This is a genomic window from Pseudoneobacillus rhizosphaerae (genome assembly GCF_917563885.1).
Lineage (GTDB): Bacteria > Bacillota > Bacilli > Bacillales > Cytobacillaceae > Pseudoneobacillus > Pseudoneobacillus rhizosphaerae.
In genome coordinates this window covers 1-19,777 of sequence record NZ_CAKJTG010000003.1, presented here as the reverse complement: position 1 = coordinate 19,777, position 19,777 = coordinate 1, and the positions used below count along the sequence as shown (strand labels likewise).

The 19,777-nt window shown below is 37.6% G+C and carries 15 protein-coding genes; 8 read left to right on the top strand and 7 right to left on the bottom strand.

From position 1 onward, the window contains the following. Positions 1–75 precede the first annotated feature (75 nt). Positions 76–2,124, top strand: coding sequence for a catalase (locus tag LRP83_RS02535; RefSeq protein WP_230495105.1), 2,049 nt, complete (start codon positions 76–78; stop codon positions 2,122–2,124). 261 nt (positions 2,125–2,385) lie between these two features. On the opposite strand, the gene LRP83_RS02530 is transcribed toward LRP83_RS02535, so the two are convergent. Then, positions 2,386–3,831: an amidase gene (locus LRP83_RS02530; RefSeq protein ID WP_230495104.1), complete on the bottom strand. Its 1,446-nt coding sequence runs from the start codon at positions 3,829–3,831 to the stop codon at positions 2,386–2,388. Positions 3,832–4,263: 432 nt separating this feature from the next. Between LRP83_RS02530 and LRP83_RS02525 the strand changes: the two genes are divergently transcribed. After that, positions 4,264–4,770: a DoxX family protein gene (locus LRP83_RS02525; RefSeq protein WP_230495103.1), complete on the top strand. Its 507-nt coding sequence runs from the start codon at positions 4,264–4,266 to the stop codon at positions 4,768–4,770. Positions 4,771–4,945: 175 nt separating this feature from the next. On the opposite strand, the gene LRP83_RS02520 is transcribed toward LRP83_RS02525, so the two are convergent. From LRP83_RS02520 to ftsZ, 3 genes are all read right to left on the bottom strand, one after another. Then, positions 4,946–5,974, bottom strand: coding sequence for an Ig-like domain-containing protein (locus LRP83_RS02520; protein ID WP_230495102.1), 1,029 nt, complete (start codon positions 5,972–5,974; stop codon positions 4,946–4,948). An 84-nt stretch (positions 5,975–6,058) separates the two neighbouring features. After that, complete coding sequence (locus tag LRP83_RS02515) at positions 6,059–7,048, bottom strand: alpha/beta fold hydrolase (protein ID WP_230495101.1); 990 nt, start codon at positions 7,046–7,048, stop codon at positions 6,059–6,061. 583 nt (positions 7,049–7,631) lie between these two features. Continuing rightward, entirely contained in the window at positions 7,632–8,807 is a 1,176-nt protein-coding gene (gene ftsZ, locus LRP83_RS02510; RefSeq protein ID WP_230495100.1) for a cell division protein FtsZ, read from the bottom strand. A gap of 798 nt (positions 8,808–9,605) precedes the next feature. Between ftsZ and LRP83_RS02505 the strand changes: the two genes are divergently transcribed. The 4 genes from LRP83_RS02505 (at position 9,606) to LRP83_RS02490 (ending at position 15,375) form a co-directional block, all read left to right on the top strand. Beyond that, a complete protein-coding gene (locus LRP83_RS02505) occupies positions 9,606–10,112 on the top strand; it encodes a DoxX family protein (RefSeq protein WP_230495099.1) in 507 nt (168 codons plus the stop codon). A 391-nt stretch (positions 10,113–10,503) separates the two neighbouring features. Further along, positions 10,504–12,720, top strand: coding sequence for a catalase/peroxidase HPI (gene katG, locus LRP83_RS02500; protein WP_230495098.1), 2,217 nt, complete (start codon positions 10,504–10,506; stop codon positions 12,718–12,720). A 299-nt stretch (positions 12,721–13,019) separates the two neighbouring features. After that, the gene (locus LRP83_RS02495) at positions 13,020–13,529 is read left to right on the top strand and encodes a DoxX family protein (RefSeq protein WP_230495097.1); all 510 of its coding nucleotides are present in this window, start codon (positions 13,020–13,022) and stop codon (positions 13,527–13,529) included. A 220-nt stretch (positions 13,530–13,749) separates the two neighbouring features. Then, the gene (locus LRP83_RS02490) at positions 13,750–15,375 is read left to right on the top strand and encodes an FMN-binding glutamate synthase family protein (protein ID WP_230495096.1); all 1,626 of its coding nucleotides are present in this window, start codon (positions 13,750–13,752) and stop codon (positions 15,373–15,375) included. 279 nt (positions 15,376–15,654) lie between these two features. Here LRP83_RS02490 and LRP83_RS02485 read toward each other — a convergent pair whose 3' ends face one another. Then, positions 15,655–16,059, bottom strand: coding sequence for a Spx/MgsR family RNA polymerase-binding regulatory protein (locus LRP83_RS02485; RefSeq protein ID WP_230495095.1), 405 nt, complete (start codon positions 16,057–16,059; stop codon positions 15,655–15,657). A gap of 5 nt (positions 16,060–16,064) precedes the next feature. Beyond that, positions 16,065–16,700, bottom strand: a complete 636-nt coding sequence (locus LRP83_RS02480) for a TetR/AcrR family transcriptional regulator (protein ID WP_230495094.1) — start codon at positions 16,698–16,700, stop codon at positions 16,065–16,067. Positions 16,701–17,065: 365 nt separating this feature from the next. Here LRP83_RS02480 and LRP83_RS02475 point away from each other — a divergent pair, with 365 nt between their 5' ends. Beyond that, positions 17,066–18,313, top strand: coding sequence for a DUF4153 domain-containing protein (locus LRP83_RS02475; protein WP_230495093.1), 1,248 nt, complete (start codon positions 17,066–17,068; stop codon positions 18,311–18,313). 53 nt (positions 18,314–18,366) lie between these two features. On the opposite strand, the gene LRP83_RS02470 is transcribed toward LRP83_RS02475, so the two are convergent. Further along, complete coding sequence (locus LRP83_RS02470; RefSeq protein ID WP_230495092.1) at positions 18,367–19,287, bottom strand: serine hydrolase domain-containing protein; 921 nt, start codon at positions 19,285–19,287, stop codon at positions 18,367–18,369. A gap of 22 nt (positions 19,288–19,309) precedes the next feature. Between LRP83_RS02470 and LRP83_RS23300 the strand changes: the two genes are divergently transcribed. Further along, entirely contained in the window at positions 19,310–19,543 is a 234-nt protein-coding gene (locus LRP83_RS23300) for a topoisomerase DNA-binding C4 zinc finger domain-containing protein (RefSeq protein ID WP_354002321.1), read from the top strand. The last annotated feature ends 234 nt before the right edge of the window (positions 19,544–19,777 follow it).

Here is a 19,777-nt window from a genome sequence, read left to right as displayed (position 1 = left end):
TCAAAAGAACTTCTACATTAATAATAATTCAGGATTTTTAATCATATATCTTTCCTTAGGGAGGGATTATGGACTATGAACGATAGGAAAAAGGGAAATGAAAATAGTAAAAATGAGCAATTAGAATTTTTCCGTGTTGATGACCGTGGCAAAAAGCTTACAACCAATCAAGGATTGAAAATGTCTGAAGATGAGTTTTCATTAAAGGCCGGGGAACGTGGGCCCACATTAATGGAGGATTTCCATTTTAGAGAAAAGTTGACTCATTTTGACCATGAACGGATTCCTGAGCGGGTTGTGCATGCAAGAGGCTTTGCGGCACATGGAGAATTTCAAGTTTATAAAAACATGGAGAAATATACGAAGGCAAAGTTTTTACAGGATTCCTCTGTAAAAACACCTGTATTTGTACGTTTTTCTACCGTTAATGGCTCTCGAGGTTCAGCTGATTCTGTTCGGGATGCCCGTGGATTTGCAACAAAGTTTTATACGGAAGAAGGAAATTATGATCTTGTTGGTAATAATATTCCTGTTTTCTTTATTCAAGATGCGATTAAGTTTCCAGATCTTGTACACGCATTTAAACCTGAACCCGATAATGAAATTCCTCAAGCCTCAACAGCCCATGATACGTTTTGGGACTTTGTAGCCAACAATCAGGAATCTGCCCATATGATTATGTGGATCATGTCTGACCGTGCGATTCCGCGAAGCTTTCGTATGATGGAGGGGTTTGGAGTTCACACCTTCCGCTTAGTCAATGACGATGGAAAAGCTCATTTTGTCAAATTCCATTGGAAGCCTATTTTAGGGGTCCATTCTTTTGTATGGGATGAAGCACATGAGCTTGCTGGCCGAGATCCAGATTTCCATCGCCGCGATTTGTGGGATGCGATTGAAAGAGGTGATTACCCAGAATATGAGTTAGGTGTTCAAATATTACCAGAAGAAGATGAATTTAAATTTAATTTTGATATTTTGGATGCTACAAAGATCTGGCCTGAAGAAGATGTCCCAGTTGAAATCATCGGCAAAATGACGCTTAATCGTAATGTTGATAATTTCTTTGCTGAGACCGAACAAGTCGCGTTTCATCTTGGTCACGTTGTACCGGGTATTGATTTTACCAATGACCCCTTACTCCAGGGAAGATTATTTTCTTATACTGATACACAGCTCATTCGCTTAGGTGGGCCAAATTTTCATGAAATTCCGATTAATCGTCCTGTCTGCCCTTTCCATAATAATCAACGCGATGGATATCATAGACAAACGATAAATCTTGGAAAGGTCAGCTATCATCGAAATTCATTAGCTGGCAATACCCCAGCCCCTGTTAGTCCAGAGGAAGGCGGTTTCGCTACCTATCAAGAAAAGGTCGAGGGTCGTAAAGTCCGTGCTAGAAGTGAAAGCTTTAAAGACCATTTCTCGCAAGCAACCTTATTCTGGAACAGTATGAGCCCAGTTGAAAAAAGCCATATTACGGAAGCCTTTGTCTTTGAATTAGCTCATGTGAAAAGTGATTCTGTTAAACAACAGGTTGTTGATATGTTTGCGAATGTTAATCTTGAATTGGCAAGGACAATTGCTGATAACATTGGAGTAAATCCACCTAAAAGTGGGGGCTCTAATGTGACAAAATCATCACCGGCACTAAGTCAAATGAATACAGTCAAAAAACCAAATGGCCGTAAAGTCGCTGTCATTGTGACAGAAGGCTATAATGGAGCAGAATTGAAATATGTTCTCGACTCTTTAAAATCAAACGACATCCAGTACGAAGTGATTAGTGAAAAGCTGGGGAACGTAACAGGTAGAGATGGGGCTCAACTTAAGGTTGACCATACATTTTTAACGACAGATTCCGTCCTGTACGATGCCGTCTACATGGTTCGAGGTAGCGCCAAAAACATGAAATTTAATCGAGATGCCGCTCGATTTATTTATGAAGCCTTCACTCACTATAAGCCAATTGGTGCTACTCACGATGGTAAAGATTGGCTGAAGAAAGATAAGATTGGTAATAGCCCAGGAGTTGTACTTGAAGACGATGTGAATCGATTTGTCCCTGAATTCGTAAAAGCCATTTCTGCTCATCGTCATTGGGACCGACAACTGAGTTGATTCACTGTAAAGCACGGGGACTTCTTGCGCTTATTTCGGTCATCTAAATAAGTGAATATGTGTAATTTGGGAAATTAGAAGGTACAATGGGACAGTGAACTATAACCCGTTTAATAGACACCTTAAAAAAGGGACATTAAGCGGGTTATAGTTCACTGTCCCTTCGTCCTTTTGAATTAACTCTTTTTATTTCAACTTCTCCAACTCATCCAAAAACGCAGGTCTGCGGATATGTTGCTTTTTCAATAGGGCAACTAATTCTTAATGTAGATTACAACGGCGATATCCTCGAAAATTTTTTTCTATTAGTCTTCCAAAGTAAAAAAGTGACTTTTCTTGTCCTACTGTTGTTATTAACTGAATGGCGATTGGAAGTCCATTTTTGTTTTCTCCAACTGGTATGGTTAAGGCTGGAAGTCCTAGTGTATTAGCAATTGATACATAGGGCATATATTTTTGATAGGTTTTACGAATCGAAAATATTTCTTTATAGACTTCACCATGCGGCAAAGTAGGTTCGTGATAGACTGGAACAATTAGCACCTTTTGATGAAAATAGTCCTTACTCTCTTTTTGTGCAATAGCTAGATCATGTTTCAATTTATCTAATTGCTTATTGGATGGCTTAAAGAGTTTAACTCCAATTAGTCCCCACGATAAGTGCCGATGGATATTTGCATTTTGGTAGAATAGTTCTTTCATATATTCCTTTATTGGACTGGATTTTTTATCAAGAAAAGCGTGATTAGCAACTCCAGCTCCACCATCTATAGACATACATAATTGCCACATCATGGCCATTTTTTCAAAATAAGGAGGATATGGATTTGTTATAGAATAATGGTTTGATAGATACGATTTAACTGTTTCTAGAAGCTCCCTTGTCTCCTCTCCTATTGGTGCTTTAGGATGGATTGGTGGAATTATTAATTCGAATTTTGTTAAATCGATTTCTTCCAAAGGGTTAACTGCAAGGATTTCATTAATTAGTTCTGCATCCGCAACTGACTTTGCTATAGCTCCAATCCCAAGCATCTTTTCTTGGTAGGGGTCCGTAACAGGGGGAAAATGACCGATTGAGGATATTTGGTTTGCACCTGATTTAAATCCAATTACACCATTAAAATGTGCAGGAAATCGAATGGAACCGCCAATATCTGATCCTATACCAACAGCCGCTCCCCCAACGGCAATACAAGCTGCTTCGCCCCCACTTGAACCACCGGTTGTTCGAGTTATATCCCAAGGATTATTTGACCGGCCATATAGTTTGTTATCTGTTTCTTGACAGAAGCATAGAGTAGGAGTGTTGGTTTTTCCTAAAATAATAGCTCCTTCTTCCCTTAGCTTTGTAACGATATCAGCATCTTGGTCCACTACATAGTCTTTCAAATGACTTAAACCACCAGTTGTTTTCATACCTGCAACATCGAAGCATTCTTTCATACTGATGGGGACACCAAATAGCCTGCCTTCCCCTTTTCCTTCTTTCAATATTTCGTCACATTGCTCTGCTTCTTGTAAAACATGCGTAAATCTGTCCTCCACTAAGAAATTTAAATTGGTATTCGCACGCTTTATTTGTTGGATATAAGTAGTCGTAGCCTCAACAGAACTTATTTCTCCTGTCCTCAATTTCTTCGATAGAGTTGTAGCATCCATATCAAGAATCTCAACCTTCATCTCCTCACATCCCCTCTTATTCATTCTATTTCTCCTTTTTGCTAGTAATGTGTACGATTTTTAATATTTGAAACTTTTGTCTACGTTCTCCTTGGCACTCAGCAAACTGTCCATGTGTGGAGGAGACAGCTCCATTCAATTCTAAAATCTGATAGACTTACAAAAATTCCATACCATAGAAATGAATCAATTATGACTTACCAAATTGTGCGACTTACTATTTTAATGTGATTTTTTTTCAATAAGAAAAAGGATATCCTGTTTAGTAAGTCTTTTTTCATCCGCACCAAAAGAGCAGTTCCAGAGACACTTTTTCTTGTTCAATGAACTGCCATAATGTTTTTACAGCTTTGTGAAGGTTTCTAATATCCCCACATTGTTTAATCGTTTTTTTGTATATTAAGAGTGTAATCATTCATTTAAATTAAATTATAAATTGAGAGGAAGATGATTCACATGTTAGTGAATTTCTTAAGAAATAATAAAATTGCAGCGGCTTTATTCACAGTACTTCGAATTTATTTAGGATATGCTTGGTTAAATGCTGGGATTCACAAATTGACTGGTGGCTTTGATGCAAGTGGCTTCTTAAAAGGTGCTATCGCTAATCCGGTTACTGGTCCAGATGGAATTGTTTATGGTGGCTGGGTAAGTTTCCTTGAAAGCTTTGCGATTCCGAATGCCGATATATTTAACGTGTTAATTCCGTGGGGCGAAACATTAGTTGGTTTAGGTCTTATCCTTGGATGCTTAACTTCTGTGGCTGCTTTCTTCGCAGTCGTCATGAACTTCAGCTTCATGTTGTCTGGTACTGTTAGCCATAACCCAACTGACATCATGATGGGCTTTCTAATTATGGTTGCTGGTTACAACGCTGGTGTGTTTGGTTTAGACAGATATGTCGTTCCATTCTTCAAGAAGAGATTTGGTAAAGAAGGAAAAGGTCATAAAATAGCGGCTTAATGTAGTGTATACAAAAAGGGTTGATTCGATTGAATCAGCCCTTTTTTATATTTTCATGATCTGGCGTTCCCTCTTCTCAGTCGTACAGAGCCTAGACATTTATCAAGCCCCAAAATTTTATACATTTTATCTGTTAAAAAGGCCCACTCAATGAAATGAGTAGGCTCTTTGCCTTCTATTTAACTATGACGCTTGCACTCTTTACGTTTTTCGCTTTATCCATAGCGTTTATGGTTAACTTATTTCCTTTTTTCTGTTGTTTAATCGTTATTTTGTAGTTACCTTTTGCATCAGCTGTTGCTTTTCCTAATAGCATCGTACCTAACTTCACTTCAACTGTAGCGTTTGCTTCTGTTTTTCCAGACACGGTTTTGCTCTTTGTAGTCACCTTGTTCACTACTAATGTTTTGGGTGGAGTTTTATCTAGTACCTTAAGGGTAGTTATTTCACTTTGATTCCCCTGAGAATCTTGTTCCCAAATTTTAATCGTTGTTCCTGCTTTAAGCGGTTTGATTTTAAAAGAAAACGAGCCATTAGCACCCACTTCTACATCCTCAGCGATATAGAGCTCGCCGACTTCAGCCATAATTAAGGCACCAGGTTCGGCTGTCCCTTTTATAAGCGTATCGTTATCATCGACAATACTTACTTTAGGTTTGTCAGGTGCAATATTGTCAAATTCAGGCTCCTCGTACTCTGGCAGCTCAATTTGCATAAAAGGACTAAAGATGTAAATATGATCCTCAGCTGAATTAAGTAGGTCGGTGATACTAATATAGTAGACGCCTGGATCCACTTCGAAGCTTTCGACAGTAGTATTGCTATTCTCTAGCTCAAAGCGATCTACTGGATCAATGAGATTATTTTTCCCATCAAATAGTTTCATTTCAAGCTCTAATCCATCCGTATGGGTTGAAAAGAGCTCAAGCTCACCACTTTTATTCACCTTCACCTTAAAGTAGTCAATGTCATCTTTACCAAGTGTCCCCATGAAATTTTCATTCACTACAATTGAATTAGCAAGATTAAATTGGTTATTTGGCTCCTTTTCACATAGAAAAATTTGCTTTTCATAAGATGGCTTTTCACCACATTTAAAAGAATTAAAATTTGGTAGATTATTATTGGCTGCCATGGCTCCAACAGCTTCTAATGGCATTAAGATGATCAATATAATTCCCAACATGACAAATAATTTTTTCAATTAAAACTCCCCTTCTTATTTAGTACGGTCCACGGAATCAGTAACCTGTCCCTCCGTCCCCGCGTCCCGAACCGATCCCATGTTTCATACCAACGGTCTTATTTTTTCAATTAATAGTTTCGAAAATTTCTCATTCTCTTCAATTAATGCCATGTGTGCTGAATTTTCAAACCAGATACACTCTTTCGATGGTGCTTGGACAAAGTGAAAATATTCTTGGGCCACTTCAAAGGTGGTAAGATAATCGTGGCGACCAATAAAAACGAAAATTGGAACCTTTAGTTCTGGAACTTGTTTGAAAAAATTAATGGTCAATAGTTCCTCCCATAGAGTTTCATTCGAAAATTTTCTCCCAGGAAGGTATTTCGTGAAAATATCGAAAAAGGTATATTCCGTACAACGAATTAATTCCTTAAGAATCATCTTTATCAATGGACCTTGAGAGGAATGGCTGCGTACATAGCCGCCAAAGGCAGCTAACCATTTTCTTTGTATCTCCAATGCTTTTCCCGAAAAAGGCGGTTTGCCAATCTTACTTAATTCCTTCAAGGCTTTATCGTTTTGGGTTTCTTTTGCCCTTTGCATCACGTACTCATAGGAGATTCGTTCACTTTCATTCATGTTCGCAATCTGTCCTAGTCCAATATAGGCGTGGAATAGTTCAGGATATCTTTGTACGGCAAGTGTACCAATTACGCTACCCCATGAGGATGCGACTAGAAAGATTTTATTCTGATCAAATCTCTTGCATAACGTGCTAGCAATTATCCCAATATCCGTGACAAAATGTTCGATTTTCATTTCGCTTTCAGGGATATCCTTCGAATAAGAGAGACCCGAACCACGCTGATCCCAATTCACCACAATAAAGTGTTCTTCAAGTCGGGACATATAGGTTCGCGCAAAAGAAATGGCTGCTATCCCTGGTCCACCATGTATATAGAGAAGAATTGGATTATTGACGTTTTGCCCACGTATTAGTATAAATTGAGTCAAACCGTTAATATCTAAGCTTTCTAAACTGGCTATCCCATTGTTCCTATCCGAAATTTTTGGTGTCAATCTTTTTACCAAGAATATTCCTCCCCCTCTTTCCTATAAGTAAAATATTCAATGCTGAAATAAAATAGTCCTCTTAGCGAACAGTGCCTGGCACCAAGTGTTAGATGGTTGCTGGTTACAACGCTGGTGTGTTTGGTTTAGACAGATATGTCGTTCCATTCTTCAAGAAGAGATTTGGTAAAGAAGGAAAAGGTATCAAACTTGCCGCTTAATGGATTTAATACGAAGGGCTGACTCAATTGAGTCAGCCCTTTTTTTTTATGGTTTCTGTTAGTTCTCAAACGTTCTCCCGTCCCGACCTCTATAACCCTATTATTAAAATAGGAAATCCACTTGGTAGTCCCAAATAAGAACAACTATATATTTATTATTTAAAAATAACTTTTTTCAAACAAACGTTTGATTGAATTTAATAACAGCAGTTGATTTTTAACGGTCCAATTCACTTACGCAATTATCTACATTTTTCGCACTGTATACCGATATAATATAAAGCTATTTTTTCATCCAATCCCCATACCAATAAGACCTTTGCATTTTCAAACCACTTGTCTTCCTACAATACTTTATCACCTGTTCCCTGATTCCTATGATCTTACTTATACCTTTTGTTTCGATTACGCAAGAACGTTGGGGTATCAAGTAACTCCTCTAACTGTGGAGATTGTTGGCTTCTTTCATTCACGTTTTCTACTTGCTGCTGCCAGTCACATGAGAGATCATTCACATGTTCTTTACGTATGGTCCTATCATCATTAAGTCGTGAACTTGGCTGTGTTTCAATAGTTTCTTCACTTGTGTTTGTGGAGGGATTCTCTTTATCATCAAAACCGGTAGCAATGACAGTTATCATGATTTCATCTGTTAGGGATTCGTTAATAATGGAACCGAAAATCATGTTTAATTCTTGGTCTGTAGTCGATGCAACGATATCAGCTGCCTCTTGTACTTCAAACAGACTTAGATTACTGCTACCTGTTATATTCATTAGTACACCTTTTGCTCCATCAATGGAGGTTTCAAGCAACGGACTGGAAATCGCCTTTTTTGCTGCTTCTATTGCACGGTCTTCACCTTTTGCAACCCCTATACCCATTAATGCTGTACCTTGATTACTCATAATGGTTTTCACGTCAGCGAAATCAAGGTTGATTAATCCTGGTACGGCAATTAAATCCGAAATCCCTTGAACCCCTTGGCGTACGACATTATCTGCTTCACGGAAAGCTTCTACCATTGGTGTTTTTTTATCTACAATCTGTAATAAACGATCATTGGGAACAATAATTAATGTGTCCACTGCTTCCTTCATTGCTTCGATTCCCTTTTCTGCATTTATTGCTCTCTTTTTGCCTTCAAAGCTGAACGGACGTGTCACCACACCAATCGTAAGTGAACCAAGTTTCTTGGCAATTTGAGCAATGGCAGGAGCGGCACCGGTACCTGTACCCCCACCCATTCCTGCCGTTACAAAGACCATGTCCGCTCCTGTTAGTATTTCTTCAAGCTGTTTTCTGCTTTCTTCCACAGCTTTTCTACCTATTTCAGGATTAGCACCTGCTCCTAAGCCTCTGGTCAATACTGTTCCAATTTGCAATTTGATCTCTGCTCTTGATAGATTAAGAGCTTGTGCATCTGTATTAACGGCGATAAATTCTACACCTTGAACCCCGTCCTCTATCATGCGGTTTACAGCATTATTCCCCCCACCACCGACACCGATTACCTTAATTCTTGCTACTTGATCTATATTCATATCCATCTCGAACATCAAAATCTCCTCCTACTTAAACCAAAATAGTTTCCCTCTCTTGTAAAATCCATAAGTTAAAAGATTAACATTGTTTGTTTTTAAGGGGACTATTGTGGCCTTCAATTAAAAATGTGCTAGTAATACAATTTGACGAATGTCTATTTGTATTACCTGCACATCTATTAGCTATTTTTTAGTCTTCATCTTCACCCTGATCATCATCTTCTTTTAGCTAAAAACTGTGCTTCTTTTTTTCATCAACTGTAAAAGCTAGGAGAATTTCTTCGACCATCACTTTGATAACAATAAAAGAAGTCGCCAGGTATTAATGAATACTCCTCTATTTCTTTATGAGGGACTTGTACAGTAACATTACTAAAATTTTCGTCTAAAAATCAGTATGTATGTCGGTCAAATGAAGAAAAGGTGAAGTTCTATCATTATTTTCTCCAATTGCTAGACCGATGATGGTGGCTCCTGATTACTTTTATATCACTTTCTTTTAAAGCTATGGATAGGTCATACTATAATCTTACCAACAGAGTCTCTTTTGGATAATTCACGTATTAACATTTCTCGCACTGTATATACAGTGACTACTTAACTGCTTGAATATATATTCATATTAAATGAGTAAAGCGGCTTAAAGGCTATGGTGTCAGCACTGTTCGCCCTTCTGTTCAACGTTCTGCCATAATGTTTTTACAGCTTTGTGAAGGTTTCTAATATCCCCACATTGTTTAATCGTTTTTTTGTATATTAATAGTGTAATCATTCATTAAAATTAAATTATAAATTGAGAGGAAGATGATTCACATGTTAGTGAATTTCTTAAGAAACAATAAAATTGCAGCGGCTTTATTCACAGTACTTCGAATTTATTTAGGATATGCTTGGTTAAATGCAGGGATTCACAAATTGACTGGTGGCTTTGATGCAAGTGGCTTCTTAAAAGGTGCTATCGCTAATCCGGTTAATGGTCCAGATGGAATTGTTTATGGTGGCTGGGTAAGTTTCCTTGAAAGCTTTGCGATTCCGAATGCCGATATATTTAACGTGTTAATTCCGTGGGGAGAAACATTGGTTGGTTTAGGACTAATCCTTGGATGCTTAACTTCTGTGGCTGCTTTCTTCGCAGTCGTGATGAACTTCAGCTTCATGTTATCTGGAACTGTTAGCCATAACCCAACTGACATCATGATGGGCTTTCTAATTATGGTAGCAGGTTACAACGCTGGTGTGTTTGGACTTGACCGTTATGTGGTTCCATTCTTCAAGAAGAGATTTGGTAAAGAAGTGAAAGGGAACAAGATAGCTGCTTAATGTAGCGCTACAAAAAGGGTTGATTCGATTGAATCAGCCCTTTTTATTTTTATAAACTATTATCTAATACCCTTATTACTTGCTTAAAGTCACTCCATTTCTTTATAATTAAATATATAAAATGTTAAATTTTTCTTTTCACTCTCCTCTCAGATAACAACTCTTTGTTTAAATAAATTGTATCTGTATCATCAATTAACTCCTTAATGTAATTGTCCATTCACACTAGATAAATATTTTTTATTTTTCATAAAATGTTTAGAAATACTTTATCTCTTTGTCATGAATTCCAATAGAATTAATATTAATGATAATAATTCTAGTTTCTGAGCTTCATAAAACTAGATGTATTATATATTACTAATCTTACATAAAGGGAGAGATTAAAATTATGGATGCTAAACCGAATAGCAACATGGAAGGATGCCCTTTTCACGGCAGTGCTACAAGTAGCAAATCATCTGGTACGTCAAACCGGGAATGGTGGCCAAATACTTTAAACTTGAATATTCTTCATCAGCATGATAGAAAATCGAACCCTATGGGAGAAGACTTTGATTACACTGAGGAATTTGAAAAACTAGATTACAGTGCTCTTAAGCAAGATTTACACACTCTTATGACAGATAGCCAAGATTGGTGGCCAGCTGACTATGGTCATTACGGTCCATTCTTTATTCGTATGTCTTGGCATGCTGCTGGTACATACCGTACTGGAGATGGACGAGGTGGCGGTGGAACAGGCAACCAACGTTTTGCTCCTCTTAACAGTTGGCCAGACAATGGGAATCTTGATAAAGCAAGACGGCTTTTATGGCCAATTAAGCAAAAGTATGGAAATAAGATCTCCTGGGCGGACTTGCTTTTACTAGCAGGTAATGTAGCGATTGAATCCATGGGAGGAAAGACAGCCGGTTTTGGTGCTGGGCGCCCTGACATTTGGCATCCTGAAGAAGATGTCTATTGGGGTGCGGAAACGGAGTGGCTAGGGGATAATCGTTACACTGGTGAACGTGACTTACAGAATCCTCTTGCTGCAGTTCAAATGGGGCTTATCTATGTAAACCCTGAAGGTCCAAACGGTAAGCCAGATCCACTTGCTTCGGCTCGTGACATTCGAGATACCTTTGCACGTATGGGGATGAATGATGAAGAAACAGTTGCCCTTATTGCTGGTGGCCATACGTTTGGCAAAGCACACGGTGCAGGTGATGCCTCTCAAGTGGGGCGTGAGCCAGAAGCATCTCCTATTGAAGCACAAGGTTTAGGCTGGATTAGCTCGTATGGTTCCGGTAAAGGACGTGACACCATCACAAGTGGGATTGAAGGTGCATGGACGGCTAACCCAACACAGTGGGATAATGGTTTCTTTGAACTCTTGTTTGGATATGAATGGTGGCTGACAAAGAGTCCCGCAGGCGCATGGCAGTGGCTGATTGTCGATCCTGCTGAGGAGCATCTTGCCCCTGATGCAGAAGATCCATCCATTAAAGTGCCAACGATGATGACAACGGCTGATATGGCTCTTCGTCATGATCCAGTATATGAGAAGATTTCTCGTCGTTTCTATGAGAATCCGGAAGAGTTTGCCGATGCATTTGCTCGTGCGTGGTTTAAACTATTACACCGTGACATGGGGCCAAAAGCAAGGTACCTAGGTCCAGAAGTTCCAAAAGAAGATTTTAATTGGCAAGATCCTGTTCCAGCAGGTAATTATGAATTAGCAGATACGGATATAGCTGAGATTAAAGCAAAAATCTTAAACTCAGGACTAACAATCAGTAAGCTAGTAACAACTGCTTGGGCTTCTGCTAGTACCTACCGTGGCTCCGATCATCGCGGTGGTGCGAATGGTGCTCGCATCCGACTTGCTCCACAAAAGGATTGGGAAGTCAATCAACCTGAACAACTGGCTCAAGTCCTACATGTTTTAGAAGGCATTCAGGAAGAGCTAGATCAGAACGTCAGCATGGCTGATTTGATTGTCCTAGGCGGTTGTGCAGCAATAGAGAAAGCGGCCCAAGATGCAGGTTTTGATGTAACCGTACCTTTTGCTCCAGGACGTGGAGATGCCACACAAGAGCAAACGGATTTAGAAAACTTTGAAGTGCTAGAGCCTGTTGCTGATGGTTTCCGTAACTATCAAAAGCAACGCTATAGCGTAAGCCCAGAAGAGCTTCTAGTAGATAAGGCCCAGCTTTTAAAGCTTACTGCACCTGAAATGACGGCTCTTATTGGGGGTATGCGTGTTCTCGGTACAAACTATGGCGGAACACAGTACGGTGTATTTACCGATCGAGTTGGCCAACTCACCAATGACTTCTTTGTAAACTTGCTTGATATGAAAGTGGCGTGGAAGCCTGTAAAGGAAAATGTCTATGAAGGCCGTGACCGCCAAACAGGAGAACTAGTGCGTACAGCAACTCGAGTAGACCTCGTGTTCGGTTCAAACTCTGTCCTACGTTCTATAGCAGAGGTTTATGCTCAAGATGATAACAAAGAGAAGTTTGTTCGTGATTTTATTGCTGCCTGGGTGAAGGTGATGAATGCAGACCGCTTTGATCTTAAGACGGTTAACCTTAAGAAGGCACAGCTTACTAGTAAATAAGTGATAGAGGAAACCGCCGTCAAATGGACGGCGGTTTTTGACTTCCGAAAATCTTTCATTAAGGTTTTATAATATGGACTAATTAAAATCATTGGTTCGTTATCACCAATGAATTGGCGAAGTATCTACCTCTTTCTTCTGTTTATTTCCCCCTCCACTCTTGTTCAAACATTTGCCATAATGTTTTTACGGATTTGTGAAGGTTTCTAATATCCCTGCATTGTTAACTCAATTTCCAGTATATTGATAGTGTAATGATAAATTAATCCAAATTATCCATTGAAAGGAAGTTGATTCACATGTTGGTAAATTTTTTAAGAACTAATAAATTGTCTGCTGCGTTGTTTACTGTTTTTCGTATTTATTTAGGATATGCTTGGTTAACGGCCGGTTGGGGTAAAATTACCGGTGGCGGCTTTGATGCTACTGGGTTTTTAAAAGGCGCTGTGGCCAATCCGGTTGCAGGTCCAGGTGGAATTGTCTACGGTGGTTGGGTAAGTTTCCTTGAAAGCTTTGCGATTCCAAACGCGGAAATTTTTAATGTGTTAATTCCTTGGGGAGAATTCTTAGTAGGTTTAGGCTTGATTCTTGGATGCTTAACAACAGCTGCTGCTTTCTTCGCGGTCGTGATGAACTTCAGCTTCCTGTTATCTGGTACTGTAAGTCATAACCCTACTGACATTATTATGGGTGTGCTAATTATGGTTGCTGGTTACAACGCTGGTGTGTTTGGACTTGACCGTTATGTGGTTCCATTCTTCAAGAAGAGATTTGGTAAAGAAGATAAGGGTAACAAAATAGCTGCTTAGTGTGACGCTGCGAAAAGGGTTGATTCAATTGGATCAGCCCTTTCCTTTTTCGTCGATGGGACAAAAGCGATAATCATTTTTAAATAAGTAGTATCTCTAAGTATTGGATTGGTTGGTAGATTTTTCTTTCAAGCTTCTTTAATATCATAAAACTCCTTCCTCATATACAATAATGAAGTAAATATGAATATGGTAGATTTTAATTAAAAGGAGAATAAAAATGTTAACGTCTATTACTCAATGGCTTATTTTAGGCTTTTTTGCTTTACTATTTATTTTGTTTGTAAGCGCTGTAGTTTTTATCATGTTTGTTATTAAAAATGATAAAAAACAAACTCAACACTCTGTTAAAAGAAATTATCCGGTTTTGGGTTGGTTGCGTTATATTCTTGAACATAAAAGAAATGAAATTAAACAATATTTTGTAGATGATGAAGAAAAAGGGACTCCATACGCCCCAGGCCATTTTGAAGAGATTGTGAAGAAAGGGAAATACTTAAAAAGTGTTATCGCATTTGGGGGAAAGCGTGATTATCAAGAGCCGGGTTACTATATAAAAAATGCCTTCTTTTCAAAACAAACCGATCAACTTAAAGTTGATAACAGTTTTATAATTGAAACTAAAAAATATGTAACTGATAAAGAAAGTTTTACATTTGGACGTTTTGAACATCAAGAAAATACAGAAACAAAACCGTGGTTATTAGAAGATAAGAATGCGATTGTAATTGGAAAAAATACATGCAAATACCCTTTCGTTACCAAAAGCCCTATTGGAATGAGTGGAATGAGTTTTCCGGCTTTGGGAGATCACGCCATCACCTCTTTGTCTGTTGGTCTTGGACTAGCACGAAGTTTCATGAACACGGGAGAAGGTGGTCTAACTAAATATCATTTAAAAGGTGATGTTGATATTATCTGTCAAATCGGGCCAGCTAAATTTGGGTTCCGTAATCCAGATGGGACATTCTCTTTTGAAAAATTAAGGGAGAAAGCAGCAATACCTAAAATTAAAGCGTTTGAATTGAAATTAGGTCAAGGTGCAAAAATTAGAGGAGGTCATGTGGAAGGAGCAAAAGTAACGCCTGAAGTAGCTGAAATTCGAGGCGTAGAACCGTGGAAGTCAATTGATAGTCCAAATCGTTTTGATGAATTCTACGACACCCCCTCTTTACTATATTTCGTGGAAAAAGTTAGGGATGTAGCGGAGAAACCTGTTGGAATAAAAATTGTTGTTGGCGGTCCTGATACATTCGATGAATTTGTGCAGGAAATGAAAGCATTAAATATATATCCTGATTTCATTAGTGTTGATGGTGGTGAAGGTGGAAGTGGAGCTACCTATAAATATATGGCGGATAGTATGGGGCTTCCTATCAAGTCAGCGTTGATGATAGTAGACGAAACTCTTAAAATACATGGAGTACGGGATAAAGTAAAAATAATTGCTTCTGGAAAATTATTTTCAGCAGATCGGATCGCTATTGCTCTTAGTATGGGAGCTGATTTAGTTCAGTTAGCTAGAGGAATGATGATTGCTGTAGGTTGTATTGGAGCACGAAAATGCCATAGCAATGATTGTCCGGTTGGTGTAGCAACTACAAACCCTAAATTACAGCGTGCCTTAGTGATTGAAGAAAAACAATATCGCGCAGCTAACTATGTCATTTCACTTCGGGAAGATTTATTTGCACTAGCCGCTGCATGTGGTATTACCTGCCCTACTCAATTTTCAGAAAAACATGTCCTGTTTAAAGGTGATGAAGACACGGTTAGAAATTTAACTGAAATAAAACGCAATATGATTTCTGTTGAGGAAATGAAGATGGATGTAATGCATCATTGAATTTCAAGTGGTAGTCTTATTATGAAAGGAGTGGGAAAATTAAAACCCGCTCCTTTTTGTCTGGAATACATCTAAATTATATTCTTCAAATTGATTTCTAGTTGTATATAAGAGATGAATAATAAGAATTAGAAATACATTAAAAACTAATATTATTTTAGTTTGTCCCGTGCTGACTGAGTAATTCTTCCATTTATAAATTTCTCCTCTAAGTTAAGTTGAAATTATCCCTTCAAAGGCAAGGTCTACTTCAATAGATATATATAGTCTTCCTAAACGTTACATTTCATCACTAGTGCGCCATTGTAATTGTAACCACTGAAATTTCCGCATCTTTCTCGGAAGAAACTGACGGATTTCCTCCTCATTATAACCAACTTGAAGCTTCTTCCCCTCCACGATAAGAGGGCTCTTCAGTAACCTTGGATGCTGATGAACAATTTCTAATAATTCTAGTAAAGAAAGTTCATCAAAATCTAAATTCATTGATTTATAAGGTGCTGATTTCTTAGCCATAATGTCATCTGTACCTTCTAGTGTCATTCGTAAAATATCTTGAAGTTCAAGTACCGTTAAAGGTTCTTCCTTAATATTTCGTTCCACGAATGGGATTTTGTTTTTTATCATCCATTGTCTTGTTTTCTTTGTTGATTTGCATCCAATTCCATATATCGTTACAGTCATTCAACCTACACCTCAGCTCTATCGATCTCTATCTTGTATATCCCCTGTTTGATTAAGTTCACGCTTAGTTTGAAGGATTCCATTGCCTCAGTATCCGTTAACCCCTTTACTGTTTTTTCAATAAGGTTGTTAAAAGCTAATGCAGAGAGTATTTTAAAGATATGTAACAGCTCTTTGTCTCCACTTATATTAAGGCATTGTCTATTAATTAACCCGGTAATCTTTATAAATTCTTGGTTATCTAAGTACGTATCAAACATACTACTAAAGGAACTCTCTACTTTATAGGATGTATAAAGCAATGCATTCCTTAAAAAATTCTTTTCTTCCTCATCGGATAATGTAGTTAAAAAGTAAAAGTACATTTCCACTAAAGCTTCAATTAAATCACCCTGATGTTTTTCTAAGAAACCAATAAAGGTTTTCTTTGCCTTGTTTAATTTTGCTTCTAATAAATAGAAATATAAATCATCTTTGTCTTCAAAATATTGATAAAAACTCCCCCGTGATATACCGGCCATTTTGATAATATTCGCTATTGAAGCTTCAAATAAAGGGACTCTTGTAAACTCAATTTCTGCAGATTCAATTAGTTTTTTCCTCTTGTCCTGGTGCAAATTAAAAAATGTTTGCTTTGGCACTTTTTTACCTCCAGTTCAACAATATGACAGCATGTCACATTTCTATAAAACAATTCTATATGACACAGTGTCATATGTCAATTTTAATACAGGGACAAGGGTTCCTTGTCCCTGCTAATGATTGGTCGATTAAAAGTTTAACAATTGGGATGGAGTACCTGTCCCTTTGTCTACACTCGCAATTTAACAACAAAAATATTATCAATATTAATAAAAATTTATTGTTTATCAATAAATGTTGTGTTAAAATCAACTAACAATCCATAAGAGAGGTAGTTTCATCAGTCAGGATCATAATGTTGGATTTCTAATCATTGTGGTGGAAGGTAAGACCTATTATGACAAATATTAGAGGAGGTATAACCATGGACAGAAACAATACGATTATTGAAAATATTGCTAACCCCCATGTGCTGGAGAGAATGTTTAGAGAAGACCCGAAGGCATTTAAAAAGTCATTCTTACACGCTTGGGAACAAAACCCTGATTCGCAGGTTCTTGCTGTTTGGTATGAAAGATTGAATTTCAAGGAGACGGCAATTACAGAAAAAGCTCCATTGCTTCAGAAAGGTTTCTTATTCATGGGTATTTTAGCCATTTTGGCAGGAGTTTGCACTAGAATCATTTTCCATTTTATCGAACAGGAAGCAATTGCTCCAATTAACCTTGCTTTTGGTATTCTCCCCTTTATTGCTGCCTATTTAGTTTACAACCGGACCCCTAAAAAAAGTGTCCTTTACACCCTTGCAGCGCTGTTCATAATCACCGGGGTTTATCTTAATATGCTGCCATTAAAATATACAGACAGTATGATTCTTGCTTATATACACCTGCCGATATTCTTATGGGGATTGGTAGGGCTTGCTTTTACAGGAAATGAATATAGGGCAGGCAAAACGAGATTGGCCTATATTAAATTTAATTTAGACTTTGGGATACTCTACGGCATCATGGCCATTAGCGGAATACTACTAGCACTATTAACCTTGAGGTTATTTAGCTTTGTCGGCTTGGATATCGAAGAATTCTACTTTAGCAATATCGTTTTATTTGGCGCCGCCGCTCTTTCTATTGTCGCTACTTACCTAGTAACAAGGAATCTTAGACTTGCTAAAAATATCGCACCATATATCGCTAAAATTTTTAGTCCGCTTGTCCTTATCACATTGGTGGTCTATCTTATAGCGGTTATGGCGGTTGGGAAAAATCCATTTTTGGACCGCAATTTCCTTTTAGCCTTTAACGGAGTACTCCTTGCTGTTTTGGCCGTCACGATTTTTTCGATTACTGAAAGCGGTACAGACGAGAAAAAGACTATTTCTGATTATATAAATTTTGCCCTAATTGTTCTTGCGCTTATCATTGACAGTGTGGCCTTATCAGCCATCGTATTCAGACTTTCTTCTTATGGGATTACTCCCAACAGACTGGCTGTTTTAGGCGTAAACATCCTTATCTGGGCTAATCTAATTTGGATTATGTTCCCTTATCTGCGTTTTCTACAAAACAAAACCGGACCATCATTAGTCCAAGATGCGGTTACTAAGTACTTGCCGATCTATGCACTTTGGGCAGCTATCGTTGCATTTACTTTCCCTTTAATTTTTAAATAGAAAAGAGGGAGTCCCTTTACGACGACTCCCTTTCAAATTCAACACATATTTTGTTACCTTAATCCATCCAGACCTTGCAAAAACTCTTCAAAAAATTGTCTAGGTAAAGATTGGTTGTCATTCTGTAATTGACTTTTTGTCACTGCTACCATTTCTAATTTGGGCACAACAAATATATTTTGCCCAAATAACCCATTAGCATAGTAATAATCCATTGGATTTTCCGTATGAAAACTCTCAAATGTCCAGAGCTGATAACCATATCCATATATCCCGGATGGAGCGGTTTCAACATGATTATAAGTTGATGCTGATTGTTCTATCCAATTTGATGAAATGAGTTGGTTTGAAGAATAGTTGCCCTTGTTTAGGAGCAAAGTTCCAATTTTCATCATATCTTCTAGATTCAGTGAAATACTAAACCCACCGCCATGAATTCCTTGAGGATCTTTTACCCATAAATATTTATTGACTCCCAATGGGCTAAATAGTTTTTTTTCCGCAAATACAGCAGTTGGCATTCCAGAAACATTTTTAATAATGGCACTTAACAAATGAGAATCTCCAGAATTATACTGAAAGATTGAACCCGGTTTATGTAAACTTGGTTGCTCTAAGATACATTTGACCCAATTTTTGGACGCTTGAAAATTGTTTACCTTTAACCCTGAGGTCATCGTAAGCAAATGAAATATAGTAATCTCTTTTTTCCACGATTCATTAGATTTTATTAATTCTGGAAAATAGTTGTATATTGGTTCGTGAATATTGTTAATTAATCCTTTATCAATCAATATTCCTATTAACATTGAAACAACACTTTTGGTAATAGAATAAACCTTAGTAGGTTTGTCATGAACCTTCTTATTTTTCACATATTCAAAAATTCGCTTATTCCCTTGATTAATAATAAAGCCTTCAATTTTAACACTTTTTAGTTTCTTTTCAAATTTATTTAAGGCTAGTACATCCAATTCCTTTATCCTCCTGTAAAAAATACACTCGAAACTTATTCGCTATAAACAATTAATTTCCTTCATTTTACAAAGCAACCTAAACCTTTCAGGATTTTGCACAAAAAAGCCCAGAAAACATATTGAGGTTCTAAACAATCAGATAAAGTGTACAAGTTGTGGTTGGTATATGGTTAGAAGAAAAAGCCGGCATGGGAAGCATTTTTATGGATGTAGTTATTATCCTAGATGTGGGAATACGATGGAGATAGAGTAGAAGGAATCATAAAATGAATAGTACCTTTATTTCAGATTCGTTGGTAAGAAAAAAAAGAAAAAGAGCTAATTGACATGCTTTTTCAGTTTCCGAATATTATCCGTGATAATTTAAAGCCATTATAATTGGAATTACACTAACAGTTTAAGATGGGAGATCAGATAAACACCAAATCTGTTAAATAGACGGAAAAATTCCGCTTAATTACGAAATAGCACTGAAAATAGCTTAAAT